The sequence below is a fragment of the Fluoribacter gormanii genome (genome assembly GCF_900156395.1).
GTDB lineage: Bacteria > Pseudomonadota > Gammaproteobacteria > Legionellales > Legionellaceae > Legionella > Legionella gormanii.
In genome coordinates this window covers 66,987-81,226 of record NZ_FTNL01000008.1, presented here as the reverse complement: position 1 = coordinate 81,226, position 14,240 = coordinate 66,987, and the positions used below count along the sequence as shown (strand labels likewise).

Sequence of the window (14,240 nt, the reverse complement as noted above, 5' to 3'; positions counted from 1 at the left end):
GGTCAGCCAAAAATTAAAATTCTGGCCGAGGATCCAATGCTATCCTTTCAGCTTGCATTTGATAGTTGCTGAGGCTTTCTGGAATTTTTAAATTATTTTTTTGACATACATAAAGAAAAGTTTCCTGATCAATGGAATCCAATTTAACCTCCTCATTTGGCTTAGGTAGTTTCTTCTCAAGGCACTGAGCTAAGAGGCTGTTGTTTCCGAAAATTTCTTCACCTTTAATACGGCTAAGCACTAGCTGCACAGCGAAACTCTTCAGTGACATGGCCTGTTTAGGATCTAAGTTTTGACAAAATTTCTGGAGTTCTTCTAAAAATTGAATTTCCTTCTCTCTAGAAGTTTGTTTGAATCTATTTTTGACAGATAACACGAAGAAACTAAAAAGCGAATGACTGTATTTTGTCTGATAAGCTTCTTTATATTCTGTAGATAAATTAGAAAGATCAAGTGAATGCTCTTCGGCAGATGAATTGCTGTCTTGGATTTTAGGGCTACCTGATTCCATGCCCGAGTCTGGATTCGGTGAGGCATACTGACATTCAAAGATTCCATCTTCCAATTGCGTATAGGGGAGTACAAAGTCCAGATTAAAGCCGACTCTGATATCATTGGTAAGCTCTAGCTGTTTGGAGTAAATCATTTTTTGGTACTGAATACGTTCACTCTGTCCTGAACATTCTGGTATTAATTCGATGACGCGATCCAACATACGCGCATATTGCTCTAATAGAAACAGATATTTTCCACGCATTGTTTGATTTTCATTCTGATTGGAAGCTGCGGTTATTTGTTCTTTTAGTTTTAGAATTTGTTGATGAAAAAGATCGACAAATTTTATCAAATCTTCGAATTCGAATCGATACTCCAGCACACGTTTGGACGACATTAAAAGTTTTTTTTCGTCAACGCTAAATTCAAACAATCCTATTGGGCTAAGATTTACATCCTCTAGCTGCTTGCGAATTGCAGCTTGGTTTCCTTTTTGATTAATTAGGTAGTCTATCATTAAGTGCTCCACAATTGTAATCCAAATTATACCAAATGCGCTATTTTTACGCAAAATAGTTTTTTTAAATTGTGGCGAAAACTTTAAAGCGAACTACAAAAAACTAATTGAACAGATTTTGAATCATTGTGAGCCCAATATAGCTGAAGAGATAAGACACCCCACTTATATTCAAACAATGGGTGATCCAGGCATACAATCCATCACCAGAATTATACGTGAAGTAGCGCAAGTGAGTTTAATTCGTACCAAATTTTAGTTGGAATTTAGCATGTTGTCTTTTTATTGACTCATTAGAAGTTTTATGGAATATTATGCCGCTTTAAAAATCTTAATGGCTAATACAAGATATTTGTACGATGTGATCTTAAGCCTATTCACAGCTCTCTCTTGGCAATAATACCTTCCCAAGAACCTTAATTGTTGGCAAATCCAGTCTTGTTGAAGAAAATTAATCAGTCAAGGTCTTATGTCATTCTTACTTAACAGATATGGCCGCTCGTGGGTTAACTTAGCGGCAGTGCCTTAAGCAGGTAGAATGGAACCATAAGTATTGCCAGAAGCAATTCTTAGGAATTTTATTAAAGGTTATACTTTTTTTTAAAAATAATTCGGTGGTTTATATTATGTTTACAAAGAAAGAAACAAATCCTTCTAATCTGCGTCACCAAAAAATAGTTGAAGAGTTAACTAATTTGGCTAAAAGCAATGATGAAATGGGTCGAATATGTAAGCAGGCTCTTTCATTGACAAAAAAAAGAAATTACGACGCGGCTTTAAAGTTGGTGGAACCCCTACACTATTCTGAAGTTTATTTTACAAATAAATCTCTAGTTCGGGCAGTTTCTAATTTACGAAAAGAGGTAAATTTTAAGTTATTTCAGAAAGCCTCATCTGTTATTCCACAAAAAACACCTCTTAGCACAGAAGATAGGCTAAACAATCCACGGGAAATTGAGTCCGCTAGAGATTTTTTGCGAATACATTTTACCTCATCCTACGATGATGACACTGATGATTTACTTGTCTCTTGGAATAAAGCCTTGAAATTTGGAGCGAAAGTAAAAGGAACTCAAGATATTCCTCGTGATCTCCAACAATTAGAGCATGTTCTTTTAATTATTAATTTTCTTTTAAAATATCGCGGCAACAAGGGTATTGCAATCCCTGTCGATATTGAATTGGATGATTTTCATGCAGAGGTTCTTGAAAACTGGGGAGTTAGCTCTGCTAGGGAGCTTCTTTTGCAGATGTGCCAAACGCTATACCATGTATCTGATGACACCCTGAATAAATACAGCAAATTATTTATTCCTGCCCCCTTTACCTGGATAACATTTGAGCAGTTTGGTGGCTTAATGGGGGAAGATATCACGGAAAATTCCTTGCTAATAGACACAGAATATCTAAGCGCCATTAGTTCAAGTGAAGTAGAAAAAAAGAAATGCTATTTTTCAGCGCTTAACCGATTGGTTAATGAGTTGGCTCATACTGGTGACATTCTTATTCACGCACTTCCTGATATCATCGAGAAAGACCTTCCGATTTTAAAGGAATGCGTAGAAAAAATGAGAGCCGAATTAGATGCAAAAAGGCCTGATAGTTTAATCCAACCTGTTTCTTTACTTAATATACAAGCTTTAACACAGCGTCTAATAGATACCAATACGTATAAAAATGTTTTATCTTTGTTGTCATTTGTTAATCAATCCATTGATAAAGCAAGAAATTCTAAACCCAAGATAGATGAATACAAAGATACGTTCCTTTATTTTTCTTCAAAAGTAGGCCGGCACGCAGCTTTAAGGTATTTGCAAAAACTAGGAGAATATCTAACAGGAAAGAATTTTTATAGTGCCTATAATGAGTCGGTCTCTTGGGAAGATCTTGTCAGTTTAAGGAATATTATTGTTCATCAGGATCAAGATAATAATAAATATGTCGTGGATCTTTTGCTTCAAGACCCTCACCAGTTGAAGCAAATAGTTCAGGTAGAATTAAAAGAGCTTATTATCTTTTTATTGGATAATTTGCTATTACGTGAACAAAAAACCTCTGTTTTAGAAGGAAACTTTCAAGAACATTGGTTAAATATTTATAAAGCACAAGAAAAAAAAGCTGCGGAACAATTTGCATCATCCCCAAAAAGAAATGCTAAAAGCCTCTTAACGTCCAAAGAAGATGAAGAATTTTTTATAGGTTTTCTGATAAGAAAGAATGCTCCGCAAGAAGTAGAAGATTTGTGGCGCAAAATTTTGCGGGGCGAAGAAAAATCACCGCTGACCACCAAAGAAGAAGGACAATTCAGACAAGCATATTTCCCCACGAAAAAAGAGGATTCCCAGAGTTTTACAAGGTTAAGTCAGATCATGAGGAATGCCTTAAGTCCACCTAAGCTGAAAAAAAGCCAGCGAGAAGAAATGCTTAGGAAAATACAGGAAGAGGCTAAACAACGTGAAATGGAGAAAAAAAACAAAATAAAGGGATTGGATACTCTTCGGAGTATCGTTGAAATTGCTAAAAAACACCAGGATGAAGGTCATACTCTAAGTCCTTTAGACAGGATTAATGCGGCTATAGAGGCTCTAGATAACATGAGAGAATTTCTAACCGAAGAGTTATCTATTTTGGAAGATTATCCTTTACAAAAACATGGAGAAATCCTTGCTTTAAGACTGCTGGCTAAACCGATATTGCGTGCGGCTCTTGAGTATAATTTTGGTCAGCTAGTGCAACACCTGCAAATTATTCGTCAATTACATGCTTATCAAAAAAACAGTTTCTTAGAGGAGAATTACTCAAACTTAAAGCGATTAAGAAATTATGTTGAACATGATAATGCAATCATGATGAGTGCTGTTTCTTCTGAATCAGACAGTCCTGTTGTTAATCGTACTATTTTGGATAGTCAAACACTTTATCCTATGTACATAAACCTAATCATTGGGTTAGCTCCTGAATTACAACAGATCAAGATGAGAATAGCTCCCCCACCTAGAGAAAATAAATCAGCAACATTGGGTTATATTTATCAACCTGTATCTAGACCTTGTCCTACTAGTCAAACATTGTTTTTTTTCAATCCAGTTAACACTACTAATGTCAACAATACAAGAAAGCGTGAAGAAAAAGAGCCGGAAAAGGAAAAAGAGAGAAATTATACTTTCTAACCATATTGGTCGGGCAAGTTTTCCCGACCTACTAAAAATTAAGAATCAAAATGGGCTAGCTTAAGCAGAGCGATTAGATAATATCGAGAAACAAAATGCTCTTGATTATTAATAAGAGTTTTTACCTAAAGCGGCATAACGGTTATTGTCCAGAAGAATGTGCTCCTGGTAAAGCAATGGATGAGCATTTAAGTGATTCAACTTGGAGTGAATAATGGTTTTAGGTGAAACCAAGATGCCCCTCAGCAAGTAGTCGTGGCAAAATCTGTTGCCCCAAAATTGAAGCAAATTGATATCCACTCGTCTCGAAATAAGCATCTAACCATATAAAATGATCAATTTCACTTCCTGGAACAGGAGCTCTTTCAATAACGACAAAATAGGTGCGCATCACTAATAATGCATCTTCATAAATGGCCTTTGCTTGAAATTCATCATAAGGTGTAACCGATAGAACCCTCACGTTTAACTCTTCCAATAGTTCTCTTCTTAATGCCTCCTCATCAGTTTCTCCAGGCTCAATCTTACCTCCTGGGACGATGTATTCATTTGGTGGTTTCCCCCGTTTATGTACTGCCAAAACTCGATGCTGTGCATCAAAAATTAATGCGCCGGCTTTAAAGATCGTTTTTACAAATTGATCCATTTTCTAATATCCTACCTGTGAAACACGTTAATTGATTTAAAATGGTTGTTGATGGATTACTAATAACACTCGTTGGTGTAGTAAAAACTGCATCACATTGTTCACATTGGTGTTGTTGATGAGGCACTACTGCAAGGAGCTCCTTATCAAAATGGGCATGGGAACAACTAGGGCAGTTGATGCTGGTTAAACAAAATCGAAGTTCAGGAATTGCTTTTTGTATTTGCAATATACGCACCATTTCAATATCCAGAAGAATCCCATTTACCCACACTTCGCTATACGTGTTATCAATAACTCTTTTTTTTTCACGATTATAAGCATGAACATGAATTGCACTTTCTTCCAAACGTTTTGCCGTCCAAATAATTGAAGGATTAGACCCCCAAATCTGAAATCCACCTGGATATTGTGTGTTATCTAACATTATTTTTCGTTGTGGCATTATTGATGGTCTTTTTACTAATTTATCATGAAGCACCTCTTTGAATCGAATCACCGGATTCGCTACACAGCGCTTACTGGTTAAGGTTAAACCACCACAGAAAGCACAATAATGTTCAAATGAAGGGAGAACGGAGGCCAAATTCTCATCGAGAAGTTCCGTGCCACAATGACTGCAATTCAAACTAACGATATCAAAATCAAAAATCGAACTCATGGTATAACTTAAAGCACACGCCTCGGTAAGTATCATGTTTTTTTCTTGCCAGATTATTTCTACTTCAGGGTAGGATTGGTCAATTATTTTTTTGCCTGAGCCCGTCATTCTTGCATGAACATGAACACCACGATCAAATTTGTTATTATGGCAATCAAAAACCGCAGGTAAAGCGCCCCACGCTGCTACTCCTCCAGGAAAACTATCCAGATTAATTGAAATAGGTTTGCGTCTTAAAATTTGAGAGTCATTGAGCATAGAGATACCTTAACAAAAGTAATTAAAGTATCCCTCGCCCTACAAGTTGAATAAATCATTACAAATCGGGAGGGAATCGAGAATAGATGTAATCCTCAACTTGCGTGGATTAAACAGAATATAGAGAGAACCCCTTTGCATGTCAATATATAGACTAAATCGCAATGGTTGACAAAACTTAAACATTTCAAGAAATATAAGGAATAATATCTAACGATATAAAACCAATTAAATTACAATGATAGAAATATTCCTATTTCATACGATGCTCAATTCATGTTGAAGAAAATACTGTTCTTGATGTCATTAGTAGCAGGTTTGTTAAGCTGCAATAAAAATATTGAACAGCAAATTTCTTCGCCACCTAAAAAATTTCCCTCCACTACAAAGGATTATAAACCTGTAGATGATTTACCTTACATTGCTTGGTGGCAACAATTTCATGATGTAGAATTGAATCAATTGATCGAGGCTGGCTTGAACAATAACATGGATATTCATATTGCCATTGGAAACTTACAACAAGCACAAGGCGAATTGCGGCAAATCAAGCTTAGTTGGATTCCTTTCGTACAAATATTTGCGGGCTACTCCACGAACCCCGCGCTTGGAGCACCCAGTGCATTTTATGGGGTGTGGCCCTACTATTTCCTGAACATGATGAAACTTTATACCCAACAAAAAGAGGCCACCTATAATGTCCAATATCGTCTCGCAGCCATTGAAGCAATGCGTCTGACATTAATTGGCCAGGTAACGTCAGCGTATTTCACCTTAATCGCACAATTAGAACAATTAAGATTATTGCAGCAATTAGACGGCGACTTAAAATCATTAATTGAATTGAGCAAAGGAGAAATCAAGATTGGTTTAGAGAATGAAATTAATTTGGCTCAATTGCAATCTGATGAACAGCTGATTGCAGCTCAAATTAAACCTGTTTTGCACAATATTGTATCCAGTGAGAATGCACTTCGTTATTTGATCAATGAAAACCCTGGCCGGATTAAAAATAATAATAATTTTGCCAAAATAGACTTTTCACAATTTAAACCAGGCAACTTACCCGCTACAGTATTAAATAATCGTCCAGATTTGAAAATGGCTCAATATGCATTGAACGCCTCGCGAGCAGCAGTTAATGTTGCCTATAGTGATTTTTTTCCGGGATTACAGTTAGATGCCTTTCTTGGCGAAGTAAATTTGCCAAGCAGTAATTTTGCAGAAACAACAGATGCATATGTCAATTGGACACTTACCCCCAGCTCCCTTGGAAAAATTGCAGCACGTAAAGGCTCCTACAATGCAAAAATTGCTGAATTTAATAAAACAGTACGGCGTATTTTAAAAGAAGTTGATAGCGATTATTCTGCAAATAAGCGTATGAATGAACGATTTATAGCTTATTTACATGCTGAAAATGAGTACCGTCATAAATACAAATTACAGCAAGGATTGCTAAAAACAGGATTAATTTCTTATAAAGAATTATTACAAAGCAAAATCTATTTGGATAATTTGGCCCTGTCAACAAATCAGGCCAAGTTAGAACTCGCGATGACATTGGTTATTTTGTATCAAGACTTAGCGGGTGGATATGCTTACAACAAATAATTATTGGAACTAATTGTAGCCGGGATCAAGGAACAGGGCCCGTCATCCCGAGAGCAGCAAGGAATGACAGGTAAAAAGATCTCCATGTTGCGCTTTACTGCATACCAGCTACATATATATTTTTAATGGTAACTTGGATTTTATGATAAAATTAGTCAGATATCGTGAACGTATTAAAAATGGATTTGCTCGGCTAAAACATTGGATCACCATCACCAATGTCATCATTTTTATTGGTATTTCAACTACCATTATTTATATTTTTTCTTTTTTATTTCCTTTCACTGATAACGCATTTGTCGTCAATAACGTACGTCCAGTTGCAGCGCTTGCGAATGGCTATATTACAAATCTTTATGTACAAAATGGTGATGTGGTTAAAAAAGGTCAAAAACTTTTTACTGTATTTCAAAAACCTTATATATATATGGTGGAACAACTTAGTGCCGATCTAGCCAGTGCTGAGGCAAAATTAGCCGCATTAAAAACTACTTATGAACGCGATCTCAAACTCAGTGAAAACGAGCAAAAAAATTACATCAAACTCAAGCAGGATGATCAAAAATACCATAGAGGTTATTTATTAAAATCGGTATCCCTCATCACCTTACAAAATTCACAACAAGAATCAAAAGCTGCTAAAGATAAGTGGGATGCAGCTTTAAAACAATTGGAAATCGATCAACATCAAATAAAAGCACAAGAAAATGAAATTAAATCCCTGCATGCACGATTAAAAAATGCCAAGGTAAATTTGGAACAAACAGAGGTTTATGCACAAACCAATGGAATTATCCAAAATTTATTTTTTAGTGTTGGAACACCCGTAAATATTAATCAACCCCTATTCTCCTTGGTGGATACTAATAATATTTACATTCAAGCAAACTTTAATGAAACGGATTTGGGGCAAGTGCGTAAGGGTGCAAAAGTATTGGTATTTCCCAGAATGTATCTGGGAAGAAAAATGTTTCATGGCGTAATTGATTCGGATTATTGGGCGGCTAATCGACAATTGGTAGATAATCGTACTCAGTTACAAAACGTTATCAATGAAAATCAATGGATTTTATTACCTCAAAGACTCCCGGTCATTATTCGGATCACAGATCCTGATCCTCATTACCCACTCCGTCTTGGAACAAGTGCTTATGTCTATATCAAAGTTTAAGCAATGGCTTGATGAAGTGGATCCCTATGCATTACAACGTATTACTCTTTATAAATGTCTCTTTGTTGCGACTGTAGAAGTTTATGTGTATTGGTTGTTTCAGCCAGTCAGTTTCCTTGCTTTTTTCTCCCCCTTTTTTTTGGTTGCTCTTTATGAGTCACCTGTACTTTCGACTTTTAAAGAAAAAGAACACTTATTGATTTTTATCACGGCGGCAGTCATTCTCATCAGCGTATCGTATTATCTTGTCTATCCCTTTCGTGGTGTTTTTTTCTTTTTTTCACTATTTGTCTTAGGGGTAACCTATTTTTACGTTTTAAAATATTTCTATGCTTTAAAAAATTTAACCATGTTACTTATAGCTACCGGGGCTGTTGTTTTAAGCACTGAACCACCAGCCAACCTTGAAATCGCATATGGTTTTATTTCATCAACTGTATTATCGATGACCTTTGCATTGATTAGCTTGAGAATTTTTCCCAATATGTATTTGATCGTATGGAACCGAGCCCTGCAAAAATTCATTCAATACCTCGAGGAAGATATTGATTCCGCTATAAACCAAAATAATAAAAGCCCGATAGGAGAGGAAATTCTCCATTTGGGAATGGTCCGAAATTATCGTCGACTACTTCCCAAAAAATATATAATGCAAACTTATCGTATAGGAGTAAACATACGAAATATCCAACACGCATTAGACAATTTATATTATGAAACAAAAAATGAGGTATTTTGGTACGGTGTAAAAAACGATCTCTTTTCGCTTAGACATAATATGAGAACGTATACACCTTGTGGAGCACCCTCGCTTCCAATAGAACCACAAACAAAATTACAGCATCATATTTCACGTTGTTTACAACAAGCGTTTATCCATTGGAATAAATTATGCTTTCTGCGGCAAAACTGAAAAAAAAACTTGATTATGCGCGATTTACGCAATTGGCAATCATGTTTATGGTCGCCATGTGGATTTATTTATTTACTACTATTCCTCATAAATGGTGGGTCTTACTCACAGTAATCGTCACCAGCGCAGGAATTGAGCCAGGTTTTATTATCAGAAGGGCAATTCATCGCGTTGGAGGAACTTTTGCTGCCTTGTTGATTTTGATTCCTCTAATTTACCTCATGCAGTTGAATTATCGATTGATTCCCGTCGTATTTATTATCAGTATCATCGGACTCGCCGTTTCATCATTAAATACAAAACGCTACGACATCAGTGTGTTTTTTATTACGCTTGTGGTTTTTTTACTATTAGCGCAGACCACTGATGCAAACTCACCTGAGGGACCATTTGAAATGGTACTGAATCGCGGTACGTGTACTTTAATTGGTATCTTTATTGTTTTAGTTGGCGATTATTTTTTATTTCAAGCTTATCGTTACTCCCAAAAACTTTATTTATTCCATCAAATGATGGTTTACAATTTTTTTAACGATATGATGCAACAAATAGTCACCTGTCGAGAGCATAAAATAAATACATTTCTTTTTGTTGAAAAATTACGTAGTGAGGTAATCAAAAATTGTGCGCCCATTGCGATTAGTTCTGAAAACTTAAAACTGGAAGTTAAAATCAGCCAAGAAACCAAATCAAGAGTCGACATCTTTCAGGAAACAATCTGGGATATACGCAGGCTTTTATTTGCATTATGCGTTTCTGAATTTGTTTTACACTCTTCAACAACAACTGAGAACCATTTACAACAATTTAAAATCTTAATGAATAAGGCAAAGAACAATTTTATTTATACTGAAGATATTTAGAGTAGCAATTCTTCTTTATTTCAAAAATTTCACATGGAGAAATTTGAGACAAAGTATTTAATTAAAATACTTTGTCTCTTTGATATACATCCATAAAGCTGCGGCTTACTGCTTCACCATGATGGTCTGACTTTATTTATCTGTTCTACTTCTAAAGCGCGTTGCTTTTCTTCAATAACCTGATTTAAAATTCTTAGTTCACAAACAGCAGCTGTTTTCTTTTGCTTCAAATCCTCAATACCATCATTCAGACTACTAACTCGTTCAGAAGCACGTAAAATCTCAGTGCATAAATACTGTGATTTAAGTTCATAAGCGGTCATGGGAGAATAACCTGCCGCTTGCCTTCCAAGGTATCGATCCGTTTGATTCGTATCAGCAAGCACTCCCCCAAGAGTTTGTTGAAATCCTGCCTCCTCATCTAAGACAGTTTCATACGTTAGCTCATGGACTCGTTTACTCTCTAAAAGCTGAGCTAAACGTTCGTCAGCAACCTTTAATGACTCATTATGGTGGTCAAGTCTCTCTTCAAGCCAAACAAAATGTGGACCATACTCTCGGTTAATTTTGATTAATTGAGACAAGTCTTGTTGCCTAAAATATTGACCAAGCTCAAAGGGCGTTTTATGTGGAAATTTTGCCATAATTTATTCCTGATATTAAAAGAAACAAATAATATCACTTTTTACCCAAATAGAAACTATTTTATCATTATGGAGATTTACCATCCTTTCTCCATGGTATCCATTAAACGATCTGAGGTATTTTTTTTCATGAAACATAGGATAAGTACTGTGCCTAATCATAAAGTTTCGACTAAAGAGCTGGCGCTCTCTGCAGCCAGTGTATGCAGCAGATTTATTTTTATGAGTTCGGCTAGAGTCTTGGTTGCCATTTTCCGCATAACATTCGCGCGGTGAACTTCTACTGTGGATATGGATATATCAAGCATATGAGCTATTTGTTTATTTAATTTTCCTTCAATAACCAAATTCATAACCTGACGCTCACGTTTGGTCAAACGCTCAAGGCGCTCATAAAAATCAGATTGAGGTTGGAACGAATGAGAGTGCGTTTTTTTGAGGCATTTTTGAGTAATTTCTAGTAAATGCTGGTGATTGACCGGCTTAAGAATAAAATCTGTAGCTCCAGCTTTCATCGCTCGTACAGCCATTGGAATATCACCATAGCCAGTGATCATGATTATCGAAAGCGGATTCCTTGATACATTAAGATGCTCCAGCAATTCCAGGCCACTCATAAGCGGCATCCGCACATCGATAATCAAACATCCTTTTTGCATGTTGTCATAACTATCAAGAAACGATTTGGCATTATCATAAGTGTGCACTGGAATATTCACAGACTCAAATAACCAACGAAATGACTGACAAATCTCTGGATCATCATCCACTACAAAAACAGCTGCATTAGCAAAATCCATATTCACTTCCTTGCTCATAATACTAAATTGAAAGGTCAAAATAATTCAGGAAAGTTTCTTCATTACAAAATGACTCATCAAAGTGATTTGAACGACCTCTCTACTTTTATTTCTCTAATTTAGGGTTTACCCCAGCTTCATCCAAGGTAAAGGCTAACTAGTCATCGTACGATAAAATTTTGAATAATATCGAACCCACTTAATCTAGCATTAAAAACAGGTAATATCCAATGCCACCAGGAGAATCATGCATGGAGAGAAAGATAGCAGTTGTTACGGGGGGAACCGGAGGAATAGGTACTGCAATTTGCAGGCGTCTCGCAACGAATTATAAAGTAATTGCATGTTATTTTAAAAACGGTAAACATGATGAAGTCTTGCAGTGGCAAACCCTACAAAAAAAGTCAGGTTATGATATCGAAATTCTCTTTGCAAATCTCGTGAATTTTTCTGATTGTGAAGCCCTCGCTAATTCGATTATGGAGCGTTTTGGTCGTATTGATATCTTAATCAATAACGCCGGAGCTACATGCGATGTCAACCTAAAAAAAATGGAGCCACACCATTGGCAACAAGTAATTGATGCGAACTTAACAAGTACGTTCAATATCACACGTAACGTTCTACCTTTTATGATTGAGAAAAATTATGGACGTATCGTTTGTATTTCATCAATTAACGGCCGAAAAGGTCAATTTGGTCAATGCAATTATGCAGCGACAAAATCTGCTTTATTTGGCTTTGCAAAGAGCTTGGCCTTGGAAGTTGCAAATAAAGGGATCACCGTTAATACCATTTCACCTGGTTATATTGAAACATCGATGATAACTACTTTGAAAAGAGAAGTTCTGGATAAAATCACGAACAGTATTCCTGTTGGACGACTTGGTAAACCAGAAGAAATAGCCAATGCAGTTTCCTTTTTAGTAGGCGAAGAAGCAGGTTTTATTACCGGATCTAACCTGGATATTAATGGTGGTCAATACATGGGGGCTTAGCTTTTAGTAGTTCATGTACAAATCGCATTCACGTTAGAATGCGATTTACCTACCTTGACCTTAAAAAAAATTTCATCTTGACTCTACGTGCACGACAAAAATCCTTTTAGGACTGACAATTTATTATTTCGTTATCAGTTCGCAAAAAACAAAATGGTGCCCTTTTCTAGCTTTGTATAATAAGATGGAAATTAGAAAACATGTTTTACTTTAGTGTGAACCTGAAAATTAATAACGATACACTCATTGTATTTTTTTGGGGAGAACAATCATGCCAAAGCTTCCTCATAATATCGAGCTTAGGGATGTAAAAAAAGATGAGTTACCTGCTAAAATTGCTTCATCTTTATCTAAAGGGATCACTGAAAAAAGAATATTATCTGACCAATCTGGCGCTTATTATCTGATAAAAAAACCGGATACCTTAACTGTAAACGATGTGTTCCAAGGATATCTTTCTCATGAAGAGCTAAACAATCCTTCCTTTAATACCATGGAGCATATTTTCTCAATCAAACTCGAAGGGGCTTTCCTGGAGATATTGATTCCCCACATGGCAAAAAAAATGTTTGAGGGTATTTTAGTCGTCCCGGAAAACCATCTGCATATTGATAAGGATGGAGCAATTGGTGTCATCTCCAAATTTATAAATGGTTTTTCTGAGTTTTTATCACAGAAAGAAGCAGTCAAAACAGACCCATTATTTGAACGGGAATACTTACCTAAGCGGACCAATCTATCACTCACCATAGAAGAAGCAAAAATTCTCGGCCAATTGTATGCAGTGGCTTTAGTTTTTAATTTATGGGATTTATTAAATTCCAAACTACTCAACTCTGGTTATTGTGTGGAAAGTGATGGTACCAAACGAGCGGCAATTGTTGATTTTGGTTGTGCAGGTATTTTGAGTTATAAAGGTCGTCACGCAGATACACTGGCATTGGATGATCCCAGTTTTTCTCCGAAGACGAAAATCAGTTACTCATTTTTTGGGCAGAATTATCGTGATCATTATCGCCATGGTTATGCCCTACCCTTTGATAAATTGGTTGGTCCTCTTTTACCTCATACAATCATTTCTGATTTATTCAATATGTCCGGGGAGGATATAATTAGCCGCTCCATGCTCGATGGCTTTTGTCAGGCAATTACTGCCGCAGAAAAAAATATGGCTCAAAATCCTCATTTATTGGAAGAGGCTTTAATGCGCTCATATGACGCATTCACTTTAGACTCCTCCTTACAAGCCAATGAATTGAAAACCCACTTGAATGCTGAGTTTTATGGTCAACCGGAAAAAAACTCACATAATCTGGTGACTCTTCTGCAACAACGTCTTACCAGTACCCAAATGCTCATCGCGCAATTTAAAGCAGGAATACCTGCAACTGCAATTCATGAAGAAATCAGAGACTGTTATTATTATTCTCAGTGTTAGGAATTTGCTATTTTATAATTTTGTGTATATTAATTTAGTATTGCGATGCACC

General features: G+C 36.2%; 12 protein-coding genes. 7 read left to right on the top strand and 5 right to left on the bottom strand.

The features are described 5' to 3' along the window. Positions 1–13: 13 nt before the first annotated feature. On the bottom strand, positions 14–1,066 hold the full coding sequence (locus tag BW930_RS06850) for a hypothetical protein (RefSeq protein WP_131756853.1): 1,053 nt from the start codon (positions 1,064–1,066) through the stop codon (positions 14–16). Positions 1,067–1,638: 572 nt separating this feature from the next. Between BW930_RS06850 and BW930_RS06845 the strand changes: the two genes are divergently transcribed. Then, positions 1,639–4,182, top strand: a complete 2,544-nt coding sequence (locus BW930_RS06845) for a hypothetical protein (protein ID WP_058468672.1) — start codon at positions 1,639–1,641, stop codon at positions 4,180–4,182. Between the two features lie 220 nt (positions 4,183–4,402). Here BW930_RS06845 and BW930_RS06840 read toward each other — a convergent pair whose 3' ends face one another. Together BW930_RS06840 and BW930_RS06835 are read right to left on the bottom strand one after the other, a co-directional pair. Continuing rightward, entirely contained in the window at positions 4,403–4,828 is a 426-nt protein-coding gene (locus BW930_RS06840) for an NUDIX hydrolase (RefSeq protein WP_058468671.1), read from the bottom strand. Continuing rightward, a complete protein-coding gene (locus BW930_RS06835; RefSeq protein WP_058468670.1) occupies positions 4,800–5,747 on the bottom strand; it encodes a hypothetical protein in 948 nt (315 codons plus the stop codon). Before BW930_RS06835 ends, BW930_RS06840 begins: the two co-directional genes overlap by 29 nt. A 276-nt stretch (positions 5,748–6,023) precedes the next feature. Between BW930_RS06835 and BW930_RS06830 the strand changes: the two genes are divergently transcribed. The 4 genes from BW930_RS06830 (at position 6,024) to BW930_RS06815 (ending at position 10,308) form a co-directional block, all read left to right on the top strand. Then, on the top strand, positions 6,024–7,361 hold the full coding sequence (locus BW930_RS06830) for a TolC family protein (protein ID WP_058468669.1): 1,338 nt from the start codon (positions 6,024–6,026) through the stop codon (positions 7,359–7,361). Positions 7,362–7,503: 142 nt separating this feature from the next. Then, complete coding sequence (locus BW930_RS06825; RefSeq protein ID WP_058468668.1) at positions 7,504–8,532, top strand: HlyD family secretion protein; 1,029 nt, start codon at positions 7,504–7,506, stop codon at positions 8,530–8,532. Beyond that, positions 8,513–9,445: a hypothetical protein gene (locus BW930_RS06820; RefSeq protein ID WP_058468667.1), complete on the top strand. Its 933-nt coding sequence runs from the start codon at positions 8,513–8,515 to the stop codon at positions 9,443–9,445. Before BW930_RS06825 ends, BW930_RS06820 begins: the two co-directional genes overlap by 20 nt. Further along, positions 9,424–10,308, top strand: coding sequence for an FUSC family protein (locus BW930_RS06815; protein WP_058468666.1), 885 nt, complete (start codon positions 9,424–9,426; stop codon positions 10,306–10,308). The genes BW930_RS06820 and BW930_RS06815 overlap by 22 nt, the downstream gene beginning before the upstream one ends. A gap of 113 nt (positions 10,309–10,421) precedes the next feature. Here the strand turns inward: BW930_RS06815 and BW930_RS06810 are convergent, their stop codons facing one another. After that, complete coding sequence (locus tag BW930_RS06810; RefSeq protein WP_058468665.1) at positions 10,422–10,952, bottom strand: hypothetical protein; 531 nt, start codon at positions 10,950–10,952, stop codon at positions 10,422–10,424. A 158-nt stretch (positions 10,953–11,110) separates the two neighbouring features. Then, positions 11,111–11,752 (bottom strand): response regulator transcription factor, encoded by a 642-nt coding sequence (locus BW930_RS06805; protein WP_058468664.1) that lies wholly within the window; start codon positions 11,750–11,752, stop codon positions 11,111–11,113. A gap of 251 nt (positions 11,753–12,003) precedes the next feature. Here BW930_RS06805 and phbB point away from each other — a divergent pair, with 251 nt between their 5' ends. Together phbB and BW930_RS06795 are read left to right on the top strand one after the other, a co-directional pair. Next, the gene (gene phbB, locus BW930_RS06800; protein ID WP_058468663.1) at positions 12,004–12,750 is read left to right on the top strand and encodes an acetoacetyl-CoA reductase; all 747 of its coding nucleotides are present in this window, start codon (positions 12,004–12,006) and stop codon (positions 12,748–12,750) included. 271 nt (positions 12,751–13,021) lie between these two features. Continuing rightward, a complete protein-coding gene (locus tag BW930_RS06795; RefSeq protein ID WP_058468662.1) occupies positions 13,022–14,188 on the top strand; it encodes a hypothetical protein in 1,167 nt (388 codons plus the stop codon). The last annotated feature ends 52 nt before the right edge of the window (positions 14,189–14,240 follow it).

What these genes read in the sequence shown, in the direction of transcription:
- BW930_RS06845 (WP_058468672.1), top strand. Translation starts at nt 1,639, where the DNA reads ATGTTTACAAAGAAAGAAACAAATCCTTCTAATCTGCGTCACCAAAAA.
- BW930_RS06840 (WP_058468671.1), bottom strand. Translation starts at nt 4,828, where the DNA reads ATGGATCAATTTGTAAAAACGATCTTTAAAGCCGGCGCATTAATTTTT.
- BW930_RS06835 (WP_058468670.1), bottom strand. Translation starts at nt 5,747, where the DNA reads ATGCTCAATGACTCTCAAATTTTAAGACGCAAACCTATTTCAATTAAT.
- BW930_RS06830 (WP_058468669.1), top strand. Translation starts at nt 6,024, where the DNA reads ATGTTGAAGAAAATACTGTTCTTGATGTCATTAGTAGCAGGTTTGTTA.
- BW930_RS06825 (WP_058468668.1), top strand. Translation starts at nt 7,504, where the DNA reads ATGATAAAATTAGTCAGATATCGTGAACGTATTAAAAATGGATTTGCT.
- BW930_RS06820 (WP_058468667.1), top strand. Translation starts at nt 8,513, where the DNA reads ATGTCTATATCAAAGTTTAAGCAATGGCTTGATGAAGTGGATCCCTAT.
- BW930_RS06815 (WP_058468666.1), top strand. Translation starts at nt 9,424, where the DNA reads ATGCTTTCTGCGGCAAAACTGAAAAAAAAACTTGATTATGCGCGATTT.
- BW930_RS06810 (WP_058468665.1), bottom strand. Translation starts at nt 10,952, where the DNA reads ATGGCAAAATTTCCACATAAAACGCCCTTTGAGCTTGGTCAATATTTT.
- BW930_RS06805 (WP_058468664.1), bottom strand. Translation starts at nt 11,752, where the DNA reads ATGGATTTTGCTAATGCAGCTGTTTTTGTAGTGGATGATGATCCAGAG.
- phbB (WP_058468663.1), top strand. Translation starts at nt 12,004, where the DNA reads ATGGAGAGAAAGATAGCAGTTGTTACGGGGGGAACCGGAGGAATAGGT.
- BW930_RS06795 (WP_058468662.1), top strand. Translation starts at nt 13,022, where the DNA reads ATGCCAAAGCTTCCTCATAATATCGAGCTTAGGGATGTAAAAAAAGAT.